Annotated in this window: 12 protein-coding genes; all 12 read right to left on the reverse strand. The window is 40.8% G+C overall.

What is annotated here, in order from left to right:
- Window positions 1–3: 3 nt before the first annotated feature.
- The gene (mobC, locus tag K5G00_RS21320) at window positions 4–2,013 is read right to left on the reverse strand and encodes a conjugal transfer protein MobC (protein ID WP_238768307.1); all 2,010 of its coding nucleotides are present in this window, start codon (window positions 2,011–2,013) and stop codon (window positions 4–6) included.
- Between the two features lie 208 nt (window positions 2,014–2,221).
- Window positions 2,222–3,121: a cation diffusion facilitator family transporter gene (locus K5G00_RS21325; RefSeq protein ID WP_238768309.1), complete on the reverse strand. Its 900-nt coding sequence runs from the start codon at window positions 3,119–3,121 to the stop codon at window positions 2,222–2,224.
- A gap of 97 nt (window positions 3,122–3,218) precedes the next feature.
- Window positions 3,219–3,551: a P-II family nitrogen regulator gene (locus K5G00_RS21330; RefSeq protein ID WP_238768311.1), complete on the reverse strand. Its 333-nt coding sequence runs from the start codon at window positions 3,549–3,551 to the stop codon at window positions 3,219–3,221.
- A gap of 12 nt (window positions 3,552–3,563) precedes the next feature.
- A complete protein-coding gene (locus tag K5G00_RS21335) occupies window positions 3,564–4,832 on the reverse strand; it encodes an efflux RND transporter periplasmic adaptor subunit (RefSeq protein WP_238768312.1) in 1,269 nt (422 codons plus the stop codon).
- A gap of 15 nt (window positions 4,833–4,847) precedes the next feature.
- A complete protein-coding gene (locus K5G00_RS21340; protein ID WP_238768313.1) occupies window positions 4,848–9,194 on the reverse strand; it encodes a CusA/CzcA family heavy metal efflux RND transporter in 4,347 nt (1,448 codons plus the stop codon).
- A 3-nt stretch (window positions 9,195–9,197) separates the two neighbouring features.
- Window positions 9,198–9,695, reverse strand: a complete 498-nt coding sequence (locus K5G00_RS21345; RefSeq protein ID WP_238768315.1) for a hypothetical protein — start codon at window positions 9,693–9,695, stop codon at window positions 9,198–9,200.
- A 118-nt stretch (window positions 9,696–9,813) separates the two neighbouring features.
- On the reverse strand, window positions 9,814–10,113 hold the full coding sequence (locus K5G00_RS30230; RefSeq protein WP_394800873.1) for a DUF6660 family protein: 300 nt from the start codon (window positions 10,111–10,113) through the stop codon (window positions 9,814–9,816).
- Window positions 10,114–10,174: 61 nt separating this feature from the next.
- On the reverse strand, window positions 10,175–10,579 hold the full coding sequence (locus K5G00_RS21350; protein WP_238768317.1) for a Fur family transcriptional regulator: 405 nt from the start codon (window positions 10,577–10,579) through the stop codon (window positions 10,175–10,177).
- A gap of 183 nt (window positions 10,580–10,762) precedes the next feature.
- On the reverse strand, window positions 10,763–11,662 hold the full coding sequence (locus K5G00_RS21355) for a nucleotidyl transferase AbiEii/AbiGii toxin family protein (protein ID WP_238768319.1): 900 nt from the start codon (window positions 11,660–11,662) through the stop codon (window positions 10,763–10,765).
- Window positions 11,655–12,425: a type IV toxin-antitoxin system AbiEi family antitoxin gene (locus tag K5G00_RS21360; RefSeq protein WP_238768321.1), complete on the reverse strand. Its 771-nt coding sequence runs from the start codon at window positions 12,423–12,425 to the stop codon at window positions 11,655–11,657. The genes K5G00_RS21355 and K5G00_RS21360 overlap by 8 nt, the downstream gene beginning before the upstream one ends.
- 56 nt (window positions 12,426–12,481) lie before the next feature.
- Window positions 12,482–13,744, reverse strand: a complete 1,263-nt coding sequence (gene mobB / locus K5G00_RS21365) for a conjugal transfer protein MobB (RefSeq protein WP_238768323.1) — start codon at window positions 13,742–13,744, stop codon at window positions 12,482–12,484.
- A gap of 6 nt (window positions 13,745–13,750) precedes the next feature.
- A complete protein-coding gene (mobA, locus tag K5G00_RS21370) occupies window positions 13,751–14,185 on the reverse strand; it encodes a conjugal transfer protein MobA (protein ID WP_238768324.1) in 435 nt (144 codons plus the stop codon).
- Window positions 14,186–14,603: the final 418 nt, after the last annotated feature.

Raw genomic sequence — 14,603 nt, forward strand, 5'->3', positions numbered from 1 at the left:
CTATTATTCCTTTCTCGGCAACAAATAACAAAGCGCCGGGTCATTACTAATCCTTTCCAGTTCATCTGTAACAATCTGCTTTGTTTCTTCCTTTATGCGGTTATAATTGTCCTGAATCATTTCCTTCATGCGGTTAACACCGCTTTCGTCCACAAAATTGGTGATAATCGGAATCTGGTTGTATCCTTTGGTCTCGGAGACAACCTTCGCACTGTCCACCACAATTTCGGCGTGAAAAATTTTTTGTTCGATGCGTTCATTAAAATTGTCGGCAACCGCCCCGACAAACATTCCTTGTGTAAGCGTGGAGATTTTGCTGGCCGGGATAAGGCTGTCCAACTGGGTACTGAAAGAAGTTGATTTATCGTTTCGGTTAATAGTCATCGACTGGCGTTTCTGTAAAACCTTACCGAAACGTTCAGACAGGTTTTTAGCTGTATCGCCCACAACCTGGCCAGAGAAAATATTACCTACGGTATTCATTACTACGGCAGCTTCTTTATCGCCGTAATCGCGTTTTAACTGCGAAAAATCCTGAAATCCTAATAAGACTGCTACTTTGTTGCTCCGGGCTGTGGCAATCAGATTATCCAGCCCTTTGAAATAAATGGTCGGCAACTCGTCAATGATAACCGAGCTTTTTAGCTGCCCTTTTTTATTGATAAGTTTTACGATACGGCTGTTGTACAAACCCAATGCTGCACCGTAAATATTCTGACGGTCGGGATTGTTCCCTACAACCAATACTTTCGGGTCATCGGGATTATTGATGTCCAGCGTAAATTCGTCGCCTGACATTACCCAATATAATTGCGGCGATATCATCCTCGAAAGTGGAATTTTAGCCGATGCTATTTGCCCCTGTAACTGGTCTTGCGCTCCCGACATCCAGGCATCCATAAAAGGAGAAAGATAGTTCTCCAGTTCGGGGTAGCTTGTTAGAATTGGAAATATATCTTCATACCGCTTATTCAGAAACTCGATGGCGTGGGGAAAGGTGCAATACCGGCCATCCTTATATATGCGCAAATACCAGATGATAGCAGCAAACAGGATAATCGGTGATTCTACAAAAAAGTCGCCCTGCTTTTGCACCCATGTACGGTTCAGGTTCAGCATGATGGTATAAGCGCTTTCGTATGCATCAGATATATCGCTCATAAACGAAGGATTAATCGGATTACATCGGTGCGAACGTGCCGGGTCATCGAAATTGATTACATAAAACGTCGGTACTTTTTTGTATCTGCGTTGATTTTTCAACAAGTGGTTATATGCAATCGTCGAAAGGTCGGGAAACTTAAAATCGTAGATATACTGCGAATACCCTTTTTCTATCTGCTGCTTTATAAACTGGTTGATTACCGCGTAACTTTTCCCTGAGCCGGGAGTTCCCAATACAATACCTGCCCGGAAGGGATTTACAACATTAATCCAGCCGTTGTTCCATTTCTTTTTGTAATAGAATCTTGTCGGTAGGTTCACAGAGTATTCATTTTCAACCAGCCGTGTTTCCTGCATAAACGATTCGTTTTCGGTATTGAAAACATCATCCATCATATTGTTCTTCAAAAGACGGCTCATCCAAACACCACCAGCTAACAGGCAAAGATAACCGCCAGCCAATGTAAAAATGTAGAAAGCTGTTTTGGCAACTAACGGTATCGGCAAATCCAGCAACCACCAGTTGAGAACGAAAAGGACAAAGCCAATAAAAAGGGAAGCGATAATTTTGTCCCATGTGATTTTTTCCTTCTTAACTCCTTTTGTTCCGAGGCAGGATAAAGCCAGGAATATTATTGTGAAAAATTTCGTGTAAAGGATGTTCTCAAAAAGTTTTGCAGTGCGGTTGAAATTCAGAAGTATTTTATCAACTACACCAATATTGATGCCCCATTCGACCATAGCCTGGTAACAAAACCAATAGATGTTTATAACTACAAATAAAATACTCAAAGCCCGCATAAAGTCCATGACCTTTGCCAGTGCCCTTAAATCGTCTTCCTGTTGCATATTGTTTCGTTTTTTGATGTTTGGAAGGCGAAAGTAGGCAGCATGTTATGGGGAAACACTTAAATTGAAAAAGCTGGCAGCTTATGGCGTAGTATTGGTTGCATGTGACCTTGATATATAGGGATTTGTATCTACTATCTTATATGATAGCTTTTAGACTCCAAAAATAGAAACTCATAATAGATTTTTATTTTTAATAGCGCCAATTTTAACAGTCAGTTTTACAATTTTCTTCCATAACGGCGTTTTCTACTTGAAAGGTTGAATGGCTTATTTTAAATTCATGTTCGAGCCGATGTTGTAGATTATTAATAAAATTGTCACCAACAACATCAGGCATTACCAAGTGGGCTGTCAGTGCTACCTTTGTGGTACTCATGGCCCAAATGTGTAGGTCGTGGACGTTTGTCACTCCCTCCTGACTTTCTAGAAACCCCCGGACAACTTCTATTTTAATATGTTTGGGGACTGCATCAAGCGCCAACTCTAAAGAATCACTAAATAAATTCCAAGTTCCCCATAAAATAACAACAATAATTACAAAACTGGTGACAGGGTCAATCCATCGTAAGCCTGTCAGATTAATTAACAAACCGGCAACTACAACGCCAAGTGAAACACCGGCATCTGCAGCCATGTGCAGGAAAGCACCTTTAATGTTCAGGTCGTCTTTCTGACCTTTCATAAAAAGAAGTGCGGTTGCAGTATTAATTATGACACCTATGGCTGCTACAATTATGACCTGCGTACCAGCCACTGGCTCAGGGGTCTTAAATTTCCCAATAGCATCCCAGCCTATTAACACAACAGCTCCGAATAAAAGCAACGCATTTAATATGGAAACCAAGATGGTCGTTTTACGTAATCCATAGGTATATTTCCCTTTGGGTTTAATGGTTGCCAGCCATGCTGCTGTCCAAGCAAATACAAGCCCCAGAACATCGCTTGCGTTGTGACCGGCATCAGCCAGTAATGCCGATGAATTGGCAATTAACCCGTAAAAAATTTCAACTGCAACAAATACAATATTTAATCCTATTCCTAACGCAAAGGATTTACTGTGCGAAATGCCGGAAGTCTGGTGATGATATGTATGTTCATGTGTCATAAATCCTTAATTATTTACCGATATAAATTTAGTATATATACAGAACTTGTTTACAAATTGGAAAAATGTGGCAACCCTGAAGCTGCCACATTTCTGTTTACTTCCCGCTGTTTTTTAAACCATCTTTTACCCTGTAAACCTGATTTACATCGGATACCCAGATTAAGCCGTCTCCGGGATATATGGTTTTACCACATTCTGAAATAATGTTTACAACAAGTGCGACATCATTCTTATTGACAACCAGCTCAAGTTTAGCTACCTCGCTGTCGGTGATGGAAAACTTTTGCGATACAAAAGCTTTTTCATCCTGCAGTTTTCCGGTTCCTTCGGCAGACGAAATCGTCATATTCTCAAAACCAGCTTCTTTTAAATGATGGACAATTTCGTTCACTTTATTGGGACGAATAAAGGCTTTTATTTCTTTCATAATTCAATCGTTTTAATGTTCGTGTTCTGTTTCTTCCTTGTTCATATCAGCCAGTAAATAATATGCTGCATTGAGAACAACTTTAGTATTTTCAGGTAGTGGATTCAGGAGTTTAATCTCGGTATAATTACCTTCCTGCACTCCTGTAACTACCTCAATCATTTTGAATGCCAGGCTATGCCCGTCAGTTTCAGCAGTATGATTGTGTTCTTTATCAGCTTCATGTTCGATGTGGTTTGAGGATGTACCATGACCTGCTTCTTCATGTTCTTCGCCAGTAACGGTTTCATCCAAAACAAAGATATATGATTTCGTCCCCTCAGTAACAACTGCGTCATTGGGAAGTGACTGTACGTAGTTTTGGTCGGTGTGTATGTGCCCCGAAACATACATTCCAGGAATTAGATTCTCCTGATTTTTATCCAATTTGGCGTGAATGTGTACAGCTCGTGTGTTGGGCTCAAATTCTTTACCGATAGCAAAAATAGTCGCCGTGAGTTCCTCTCCCGGTCGGTTTGCCACGCTAAAATCTACTTTTTGGCCTTCTTTCAATAAGTGAATATCATTTTCATATACCATAAAATCCGCATGAATCTCCTTGTTATCGGTAATATTAAAAAGTTGGTCTTTTGCATCAACGTAAGTTCCCAGTTTGATGTTCACATCATTAACATATCCACTAATGGGAGAAAGAATGGAAATGGTACTGGAAATTGTACCTTTTTTCACGATTTCGGAAGACAAATTCAGCAACCTCAACCTAGACTTAAGTCCTTCATATTTTGCTTTTATAGTACTGTATTCCGATTTAACCTGCTGAAAGTCCTTTCCTGCACCAACTTGATTGTCGAACAATTCTTTTTGGCGGTTAAACTCCTGTTCCAGAAATTCAAGTTTGCTAGCTGTTTCAACAAAATCTTCTTGTAATGCAATGTAATCAGGATGTTCAAGAATAGACAACACTTGTCCTTTATTCACTTTATCACCGTGAAACACTTTAATTTCTTTTACATTTCCACCAATTATCGCACTAACTTCAGCACTGGCTGCCGGTGGAACTTCAAGCTGCCCATTTGTTTTAACGAGTGTGGTAAGGTTTCGCATTTCAAATACTCCCATTCTAATTCCCAAAGCCTCCTGTTGGCGTTCGTTTAATATAACCACCCCTTCCGACTCTTCGTGTCCAGAATGCCCTTCTATTTCAGGCGATTGTCTTTTATTGCTATTACACGACAATAGTGTTACTAAAGCAATAAGCATTAAAAATATTTTCGTTTTCATATTTATTTATATTTTCTATTGACCTATTATGTATTTTAATTGTTCCTTAATCTCGTAATATTCAGTCAGACGAGATAAGTATTCCCTACGGGTATTAATGGCCGATTCCATATTTTGGATAAACTGAACGTAATCGAGACTACCTAAACGGTATCCCAGGTTGGCCGCTGTAATTTGTTCGTCGGCCAGCGGTAACGCATCGGTTTTGTAGTAGTTGAGTACCTCTTTAATCGACTTGTAGCGATTAAAGAGTTCTCTGTAAACGGCGTTAATTTCCAGTTCCTTCTGCTGGTAACGTAATTCCGAAATCTTATAATTAATGCGCGAAGCTTTGTTTTTTCCTGCCTGGGAGAAGAACAACAGGGGCACAGATATTCCGGCCTGCCAACCATAAAACCCTGATTGCCCGTCAACGGACTGCATGGTGTAGCCTAAATCAATTTTGGGAAAAAGATTGGCCTTTTCAGCCTTCCGCTCTGCATTGGACACCTTAACTTGATTTTCGTAAAGATTCAAAATAGGTGCTTTCTTCAATGAGGCTGTAGGTTGAAGGGATAACAAATCACTTATCCAGTCGCTTTCCGGCACGGCAATATCAATATCCTGCGAAAACAACAGATACTGGTTAAGCTGCTGCAATGACGCATCGTACCGACTTTGAGCCTGTTTGATATTTACCATGAGCTCCTGATATTTTGCTGTCGCTGAAAGAAATTCAACCTTTGATGTGGCCTGCGTTTTATAGCGTAATTCCGCAGCTTTCAAAAAATTGGTATAAATACTATCTAACTGTAAATACAACTGCAACTGTTTTTTTGACGACAATGCCGAGAACCAAGCCAGACTCACATCTCGTTCCAACGTTTTTTCGGTGAGCTGTTGTTGTGATTCTGCCAGTCCGATTCTGGAACCTGCCAATCCTATTTTTGCGGGAATCGCAAATAGGTCAATTTCTGTTTGTGAGATTCCGACATTATTTTGAATACCAAGGGCACCATTTCCAACTTCTTCCTTACCTATAGAAATGGAAGTTTTACCCAAATCGTAACCAGTCGCTTTGAGAAACTTTTGCCTTTCAACTTCCATTGAAGATGCTTTTATAGAAGGATAATTCTCTTTTGCAGTATTAATTGCCTGTTCAAGTGTAATTGTAATTCCATCTTGCGCTTTTGCAACATTGCTTAGCCCGATACTTCCAAACAAAATCACAAGTGCGATGACAGTTGTGTTTAATTGCGGCATTTTAATATAACGTTTGCCCGATTCAACCATTTTATAAAGTACAGGTAAAACTATCAATGTCAGAAGGGTGGAAGTCAGCATGCCGCCAATTACTACGGTTGCCAATGGACGTTGCACTTCAGCACCTGCTGAAGTTGAAATTGCCATAGGTAAAAAGCCTAAAATATCAGTGGATGCAGTTAAAAATATCGGTCGAATCCGCCGAATTGAACCTTGCTTAATGATTTCGGCTAATGAAAGTTTGCCTTCCTCTTTCAATTCATTGAACCCACTAATCAGAACCAGCCCGTTTAAAACGGCTACGCCAAACAAAACAATAAAACCAACACCAGCTGAAATACTGAAAGGCATACCACGAAGGTAGAGCGAAATAATTCCGCCGACAGCCGCAAATGGAATGGCAATATATATCATCAGGGTTTGTTTAAATGATTTGATAGCAAAAAACACCAACATAAATATTAAGGCCAAGGCAAGGGGAACAACCAGTGTAAGTCGTTTACTTGCCCGTTCGAGGTTTTCAAATGCACCACCATAACGAATATAGTAACCAGAGGGTAATTTCAGTTTCTCATCCAATTTTTGCTGAATCTCAGTTACCAATGATTTTACATCACGGCCTTCTACGTTAATCCCCACATACGTTCGTCGGTTTGTATTGTCGCGGCTAATTTGCATAGGACCGGGTCGATAACTAATGTCGGCAACTTCTTTCAGAGGAACTTGTCCTCCGTTGGGCGTGTCAACAAATAAACTCCGTATATCATCAATGCTTTGGCGGTGCGCTTCGTCAAGCCGAACCACCAGATCGAACATGCGTTCACCTTCATAAATTACACCAGCCACACCACCACTAAAAGCAGTTTCAACCACGGTATTCAAATCCTTTATTTTTAACCCGTATTGCCCTAACTTCGTCCGGTTATAGTTAACCGTTATCTGGGGAAGCCCACGGGTAGCTTCGGCTTTAATTCCCGCAATACCGGGAATCCCTGCAATTAACCCAGATATTTCTTCGGCTTTATCGGCTAAAACATCCAGGTCATCGCCATACAACTTGATGGCTACATCTTCCCTAATCCCGGTAAGTAATTCATTAAAGCGCATTTCAATTGGTTGGGAAAATTCGTAATTGATACCTGGGAAAATGCTGACTTCGTCCCTGATTTTATCAACCAATTTTTCTTTTGTTTCTGCTTTTGTCCATTCATCAATTGGTTTAAGCAGAATAAATACATCACCAATATCAATTGGCATAGGGTCGGTTGGAACATCGGCAACCCCAATACGGGTTTGAGCCGATTCTACTTCATCGGGAAATTTCTCCAATAGCAGTTTTTCAATCTTTGTTGATGCATTGGTAACTTCGCTTAGGGCAGTCCCTGGTTTCAGAAACATATGCATGGCTAAATCCCCTTCATCCAATTGTGGGATAAATTCAGCTCCCATCCTGCTAAATAAAAATCCTCCGGCTATTAATAAGATTGCCGCAATTCCAATTATAAGCTTCCCTTTTTGCAATGCCCATGTTATTATGGGTGTATAAACCTTTTCTATTTTACTAATTGCCCGTTCACCCCAGGTTTTTTTATCGGTTTTTGGAGCACGAAGGAATATTGAAGCCATCATAGGTATATAGGTGAGGCATAACAAGATGACCCCAAGAATAGCAAAACCGAATGTCATAGCCATTGGGATAAACATCTTGCCTTCAACCCCCTGAAGGGCTAAAACAGGAATAAATACAATTAGAATAATGATTTGACCAAAGAAAGCCGAGTTCATCATTTTACTTGCAGAATTAAACGCTATCTCGTTTCGTTCAGGCAAACCCAATTTTTTTCCGATAAATTCTTTTCTGTGTAGGTGGAAAATCATGCTTTCTACAATAATAACAGCACCGTCAATTAATATTCCAAAATCGATAGCACCTAAACTCATTAAGTTAGCCCAGACACCAAAGATTTTCATCATGATAAATGAAAAGAGCAAGGCGAGCGGTATAGTGGATGCAACCAGTAGTCCTCCACGCATGTTTCCAAGGAATATCACCAGCACAAAAATCACAATTAGCGCCCCTAGTGAAAGGTTTTCTGCAACCGTTGAGGTCGTACTTTTAATTAGTTTACTCCGGTCGAGAAAAGGTTTAATTTTTACCCCTTCCGGCATCGATTTCTCGATTAATGCTAAACGTTCCTTAACATCTTTAATAACATTATTTGAATTTTCACCTTTTAGCATCATCACAATACCGCCCACAGCTTCACCTTTTCCGTCTTTGGTAAAAGCACCGTAACGAACAAAACTCCCAAAGCGCACTTCAGCAACATCGCGAATAAATACTGGCTGATTGTTGACTGTGGCTACAGGGGTATTTCGAATATCATCGAGGGAACGCATTAAACCTTCTCCACGAATAAAATTAGCCTGGTAGTTTTTTTCAATGTAAGCACCCCCTGTGTTTTGATTGTTATCTTCCAATGCTTCAAAAATATCGGACATGGTTAGGTTCATGCTGCGAAGCTTATCCGGGTTTAGGGCTATTTCGTATTGTTTCCCACGTCCACCAAAGGAGTTTACCTCCACCACACCGGGGAGCATTGCCATTTGTCGTTTGATAATCCACTCCTGCATTGTCCTCAAGTCCATGTCGTTGTATATGGTATCGTATCCGGGCTGTACTTCTAGGGTATATTGAAGAATTTCACCCAAACCAGTACTGATAGGTGCCATAAATGGCTCAGCAAAACCTTCAGGGATTTTTTCCTTTATTTCTGCCAGGGATTCGCTTACCAGCTGACGTGGCAGATATGTTCCCATATTGTCTTTAAAAACAATGGTAACAACCGACAACCCAAATCTTGAAACCGAACGTATTTCGGTAACACCTGGAAGATTGGCAACAGCTAACTCTACCTGATAAGTAACGAATTTCTCAATATCTTCCGTACCTAGGTTAGGAGCTGTAGTAATTACCTGAACCTGATTGTTGGTAATATCGGGATTGGCATCTAGCGGCACTTTGGTCATCGACCAAAGTCCTCCTATAATTAGCCCTATGGTCATTAAACTAATAAGGGCTTTATTTTTTATTGAAAATGAAATTATATTGTTTATCATCTCCTACTGATTTTTATTTGCTACTGCAATCGATTTTTTATTAGATTCATAATATTTATTGAATGTGTCTTGATTTTTAAAGTACACCAATTCGGGCTTTCCCTTTTGCTCAAGACCGATTAACGCATTTGCTTTATTTATTGAATCGCCAGAAAAAGCATCAGGCACAATTGCAACTTCTTTAAAGTGTCGTTGCAAATGATTAAAATCTTTTTCACTACAAAATGAATAAACCTTTTCGTTGTACTGATATCTCTGTGTCTTGTGTTTTTGCAAGAGATTGTTTCCCATACATGTCCATTCATCCGGGACTTTTTTACCAAACCATGCCCATTGGTGGTAGAGCAAACGGGTATCACACCCATAAGTGTAAAATACAAGAACTGAAATAGTGACAAGTAACAACGTGCTAAATATAAGTGTCAGACTTCTGTTAAACTTCCTATCTTTAATTCGTTGTATTTCCCTTAATTGCTCTTTGCTTAATTTTTTTCCTTTCATTGCTAAAAAGATTAGGTTAAACAATGTTCCGCAATATTGTATCTTAGATATACTATTACATCTAAAAATAAATTAGATGAAGATTTACTAATCGTTCATCCTTTCAAAAAGTTTTAGATTATATCTTAGGAGGTCTCCACAGAAAAATAGGGGCAGATAATACAGAACTGTCAATATATGTAATAGAAGTTCCTATTAATTTTGTAAAGTGTGAAAAGTAATGGTAATTGGCCGGATGGCTTATTGTTTGGCAACAGTTGCAAGTACAAAATGGGGAGCAGCTGTCAATATGTTCCAAATGCATATCCGCTATTTCAACAGATACATTGCCTGATTTATTTTCAGTATGTACATCGTCACATGGGAGTATAATTAGCCCCAGGATATAAATCGACAATATTGCTGAAAAGAGTTTCATATTCAATTGTAACTAACAACGACAAAAATAGACAAAAGTTCGTGCAACCAAATTGCAAATATCATTTTTTGCAATTTGAACATATTCCTTTAACAACCATATTTACACTTTTTAGCGAGAAATTGGGAGGAAGACTAATTTCAGGAATGGACAATTCGTGAAGACAATAAGTGCTCTCACACTTTGTGCATAGAAAGTGTACATGAAGGTCTTCCGGTTGGCATTCACACGATTCATGACATAACGCATATTTTACAGAACCTGTTCCATCATCTATCCCGTGAATTAGTTTCTTTGCTTCGAAAGTCTTTAAAGTACGGTACAACGTTGCTTTATCTGCCTTTTCGAATTTTTGTTCCAATTCAGACAGACTTATCGCTGTCTTCTGGTCAGTCAAAACCTGCAATACCAACTGGCGCATTGCGGTTGGTTTTATATTTCTGGACTTTAAATTTTTATCAATCACATCTCCCAATTTGATATTATACTACAAGACATTTTACGGTGAAAAATAGTCACGTAAATTTTGTGCCAAAAAATACTTTTTCAAAATCGTCCAATAAAATAAATATTTGTAATTAAAATAACTAACGACAAACTATTCTATATTAATACCTTTCTAATAAGCCTGTGATGAAATAGCCTTTTGCTACTCCACTACCCAATAAACTTTCAACCTATCTACTTCCTGCCGGTGTTTTGCCAGATTTTGTGTTTTCAGTTTGTTAACGTTAAGTAGTTTCCATTGCACAGAAGGAAAATCCCTGAAATCAGAGTAAGCTGATTTTTCCCATTGCGGGTCGCCTTCTTCAAAACTAATAAGGAATGCTTTGTCTTCTTCGCTCAGCATTGCGTTAATAAATGCGATAAGCTTTTCCCGTGCGGTTTCGTAGTTCTCATAAGTAAAAGGAATGTCTGTCATACCGCGAAACTGGTTTTCCAGGGCTTCCTGCTGGTTTATCGCGTGGGGTGCTAAAGATTCAATAAACGGTTTGTCGCTTCCTAGCAGGGCAAACATAAAACCTCGTTTCAAATTGTCGATTTTATCAGGTTCCATATAATTGTAGTCGAACAAATCGCGCGGATGCTGGCGGCTGAGGGCTGCTGCAATTTTTCCACCATACAACTGTCCAACGGGCACGATTCGTGCTTTGCAGTACATCCCAAACTCTGCCTGCGCTTTATTGCATAATGGCATTTCAATTGTGGCCCCGATAATGCCCCGTTTAATCCCGTTTACTTCAATTTTTACCGTGCTCCGTCCCAATGTGCATAAAAGCTTATTGGGTACCGGACGAATATTAATGTTCGGCACAGCCCGTTGCAACTGCTGACTGATTGCAGCCAGCTTTTTGTTGATTTTTGCCAGGCTTTCGTCCCGCGGACCAAGCGGAATATAAGTTAAATCCACATCCACAGAATAACGCGGAAGGTCTTTGATAAACAGGTTTATGGCCGTACCACCATGAACCGCAAAATCTTCCTCGCGGTAGATTATAGGTAATATGCGGAGTAAAAGCCTGACCTGTTCTTTATAGAGGTTATTCATAATTTTTCAGTTCTTCAGGTATTACTATCTGGTATTTGCTGTCGTAAACACCGTTCGGTATAATTTCCCGTTTCCCGCTCCCTGTATCTATTTTCTGCAAATCCAGGTCGCTGAACCAGGCATGAGCGGCTTTTTCTGCCATATACAGGAACAGACGTTTCATTTTTACTGATGTATTCTGTTCCAGCAAGGCCTGTACCGTGCCGGGGCGAAGCGCAGTTAATTGTTCCATCACATAATACAAGTCCATGAGGTTGTACTGCCGCGGAGCAAGGTTCAGGCATTCCATAAAAGCCCGTTCCGGGGTGGAAACCAGTATTTCAAATGCCCCCTGCATCATCGGGGTTATACCGGTATCTGTATCAAAGTACTCAGAGGTAACCAATAATAAGTCCACACCCCAGTTATGTTTTTTGAGCCAGGATGGAACCCACTCATCTTTCGGATGTCCAACATATACAACAGGCCTTCCCATTGGAACAAAATGCGTATAACCGGCCAGTTCCAGTGCCGTTAAGCCGCCAACATAAAAGTGTTTGTGAGTTTGTTTATTCATGGAAGATAGTGCACCATATATGCCCGGATTTTCGCCAGTACGTGCCATCACACCAGCGCCGATGGGTCTTAGCCATTCCGAATCTCGATACCGCCGTTGTAGATCATAAGATATACCGTTTTCTCTCATCCACGATGAAAAGAACAGGCTTCCCGAAGGCAACTTCTGTAGTAATTGGTTTATTTTTATTGGCGTAAATGTACTCATAGTACAAATATACTCAAAAATATAAACCAAAATAGTATCCGGTTGGAATATATCATTTATGTCTGCCTTCCATATCTCCGTTTTTTCTTTTTACGCTTTTTGCGAAGTTGTTGCTGATTTTCAATATATGATTCCGGTTCCGGTGAAAAAATTGAGAACAGGCTGCTGATGGCGGATTCAATATGCTTGGCCTGATTGTTAGCCTGTGAAAACGGTTCAGCCGGAGGCGAGAACGGTTCTTTTTCGCCCGCCTGTTTTGTGTGTCCTTTGACTGCCGGGGACTCTCTAAACAGGTCATTAAATACATTGGCAGAAAACTCTTTGCCCAGCCTGGAACCGTTCAGTACACAACGGCTTTGATGGTCGATAAAAGTTACCCCGGTAATCCGCCCTGTATTATTTCGCCGGAGATATAAGTCAATATCCTTTTCCAGTAACTTTTGGCGTAGTTCCGTTTCACTTCCGGCTTCTCCCATTGCCTTGGCAACCAATGGGCGCAGTCTTTCCCGGTATCCCTTTTCTTTTATCAGGATGGCGGATTTCTCCATCCGCTCTTCGAGAGCAGTGAATCCAACTGTTTTTCCGAAAGCAGATGATTTGATCGGCATGCCGGCTTTGTTCCCTTCGCTGGCCAGTGCCGAATAAAGCAATCCCCGGTAAGGCTTTCCATTCCTCGTTCCCTGCACTTCTTCCACACCGATCTTGTAAAGAGATAACAGTGCCCGGTATTCTCCCATGGTCTGGAACCGGTAGATCGAAACAGCCGGCTTAATGACCGAACCGATTTGATTTTTCAAATCGCCTTTTGCCACATCGACGGGCTTAAACTGTCCTTGTTCCAGTTGTTTTTGTCCTTTGGCGCGGTGCAGGCCGTATTTCTTTTCCAGTTTTTCAGTCGCAGCTACACTTCGTAAATTGCGTTTGCTGTCATTAATTTTTTTACCCTCGCTATCCACCTGTAGCGAAACGATATGGATATGTTCCCGCCCGATATCGGAGTGTTTGAAGATAAGGTATGGTTGAGCGCCGTAGCCCATCTGCTGCAGATACTCACTCCCGATGTCTGCCAGTTGTTCATTTGTCAAATTATCATCCGGGTGTGGGTTGAGCGATATATGAATGACCGGTTTTTCTGTCCAGTAATGCGATGGTAACCAGCGGTTAAAAGCTTCGGTACACGCTGCCACCCTAAAACGGCCATCTTCCGGTTCCGGGATGATATTCGATGCAAGCACTTTTCCTAAGCCTTCGTTTACCTTCTCCTGGTTGTAGGCAAGTGCGCCGTAAATGTCTTTTCCGGTGGTTATTTTGGCAATCATACAAGGCTATTTCTGTAAATATTTTTCCTCAAACTCTTTTGTCAAGGCGATGATTTGCTGCCCGATTATTGCTAATTCAGTGGTCAGTTTTTCAAGTTTAAAGAGCACTGCGAGGGCTTTTTTATGCGAGAAATTGCTGTGCAATTCTTTTACAACTTGGTTGTAATTGGTTCCCACTCCCCGGAACTGTGCATAAAAAGTGGTCAGTTTAGCCACGTATTCGAGTGCCGCCCGGTCTGTTTTCACCACATGGAACGGCTGGCCGAATACCCTTGCTTTGATAAAAACAGCTTTTGCTTTTACCCCCGATTGTTCGAATAATGCCAGGAAACGGGCATATTCCCGGGCGTTAAAGCGTACCATGACGCACTCTGTTACGGGGTCGCTTTTGGCAGGGCGTCCCCCTTTTCGCCTTCGGCCTTTTGTATTTTCCTGTTTCATCTGTCGGATATTTTAGTGTTTCAAAAATCCGATACCATAATGCAGTCATTGTTACTGTCCTTATCAAAAAGCAGCGACTTCGGAGCCTCCTTTTCTCCCCTTGCGGGCAAGCGGTTTTGGGTTACGTGAAATGAAATGAGTAACTCAAAACACAGCTTGCTATTTGCCACTTTGCAAATACAATCTGTCCGCAATCCGGACAGATAAATTGACGGGCTGCAAAAATGATGGATAGCAGTCTGACCTGTTACCGGTATCGAACCGGAGGCAAAGTTATCGGTCTTTGTAACCGACTGTACAACATATATCTACGCCAAAAGATGTCATTCCGACGCCACAAGATGCCACCTGCCGCAAGGCCTGTTTAAACGGGATTTTATTGGCTTTTATTTGCATGAGGTTTTAAAAATATGACTGA

Origin of the sequence: Maribellus maritimus (assembly GCF_022267315.1) — a bacterium.
Classification (GTDB): Bacteria; Bacteroidota; Bacteroidia; order Bacteroidales; family Prolixibacteraceae; genus Draconibacterium; species Draconibacterium maritimum.

What these genes read in the sequence shown, in the direction of transcription:
- mobC (WP_238768307.1), bottom strand. Translation starts at nt 2,013, where the DNA reads ATGCAACAGGAAGACGATTTAAGGGCACTGGCAAAGGTCATGGACTTT.
- K5G00_RS21325 (WP_238768309.1), bottom strand. Translation starts at nt 3,121, where the DNA reads ATGACACATGAACATACATATCATCACCAGACTTCCGGCATTTCGCAC.
- K5G00_RS21330 (WP_238768311.1), bottom strand. Translation starts at nt 3,551, where the DNA reads ATGAAAGAAATAAAAGCCTTTATTCGTCCCAATAAAGTGAACGAAATT.
- K5G00_RS21335 (WP_238768312.1), bottom strand. Translation starts at nt 4,832, where the DNA reads ATGAAAACGAAAATATTTTTAATGCTTATTGCTTTAGTAACACTATTG.
- K5G00_RS21340 (WP_238768313.1), bottom strand. Translation starts at nt 9,194, where the DNA reads ATGATAAACAATATAATTTCATTTTCAATAAAAAATAAAGCCCTTATT.
- K5G00_RS21345 (WP_238768315.1), bottom strand. Translation starts at nt 9,695, where the DNA reads ATGAAAGGAAAAAAATTAAGCAAAGAGCAATTAAGGGAAATACAACGA.
- K5G00_RS30230 (WP_394800873.1), bottom strand. Translation starts at nt 10,113, where the DNA reads ATGAAACTCTTTTCAGCAATATTGTCGATTTATATCCTGGGGCTAATT.
- K5G00_RS21355 (WP_238768319.1), bottom strand. Translation starts at nt 11,662, where the DNA reads ATGAATAACCTCTATAAAGAACAGGTCAGGCTTTTACTCCGCATATTA.
- K5G00_RS21360 (WP_238768321.1), bottom strand. Translation starts at nt 12,425, where the DNA reads ATGAGTACATTTACGCCAATAAAAATAAACCAATTACTACAGAAGTTG.
- mobB (WP_238768323.1), bottom strand. Translation starts at nt 13,744, where the DNA reads ATGATTGCCAAAATAACCACCGGAAAAGACATTTACGGCGCACTTGCC.
- mobA (WP_238768324.1), bottom strand. Translation starts at nt 14,185, where the DNA reads ATGAAACAGGAAAATACAAAAGGCCGAAGGCGAAAAGGGGGACGCCCT.